Below are 501 nucleotides of genomic sequence, written 5' to 3'. Positions count from 1 at the left end.
AGTACGAAGCGATTGCAATCGGTCGTATGACAGCGGGTGGTAAAGTGGATCAACCAATTGGTCGCCACTCGACTAAACGCACACTCATGGCTGTAGCTCCTTTGGGTAAACCTGCGGTAACGCACTACCGTGTAGCAGAACACTTCCGTGAGCACACGCGTATCCGTCTGCGTTTGGAAACGGGTCGTACTCACCAAATCCGTGTTCATATGTCTTACCTACAGCATCCTCTGTTAGGTGATACTGCTTACGGTGGTCGTGCACGCATTCCTACTGGTGCATCGCAAGAACTGACGGACATGATTCGTGGTTTCGATCGTCAGGCGCTACACGCCGTAATGCTTCGTTTTGAACACCCTATTACTGGTGAAGAACTGGAATTCCATGCTCCAGTGCCAGACGATATGGTGGCTATGACAGAAGCGTTGCGTAAAGACACTGAAGAATACGGTCTACCGGACGAGTTTTAAGATGAAGGCAATCATTCCTAACTGGTCTGCA

At 49.9% G+C, this 501-nt stretch carries 1 protein-coding gene; it reads left to right on the top strand.

What is annotated here, in order from left to right; all coding sequences use genetic code 11:
* Positions 1-470 (top strand): pseudouridine synthase (locus tag R7Q46_RS30755; RefSeq protein WP_318078788.1); only part of this gene is annotated, 470 nt, incomplete at its 5' end.
* Positions 471-501: the final 31 nt, after the last annotated feature.

The organism is Vibrio sp. 811 (genome assembly GCF_033339195.1).
This window is presented reverse-complemented; position numbering and strand designations above follow the sequence as displayed.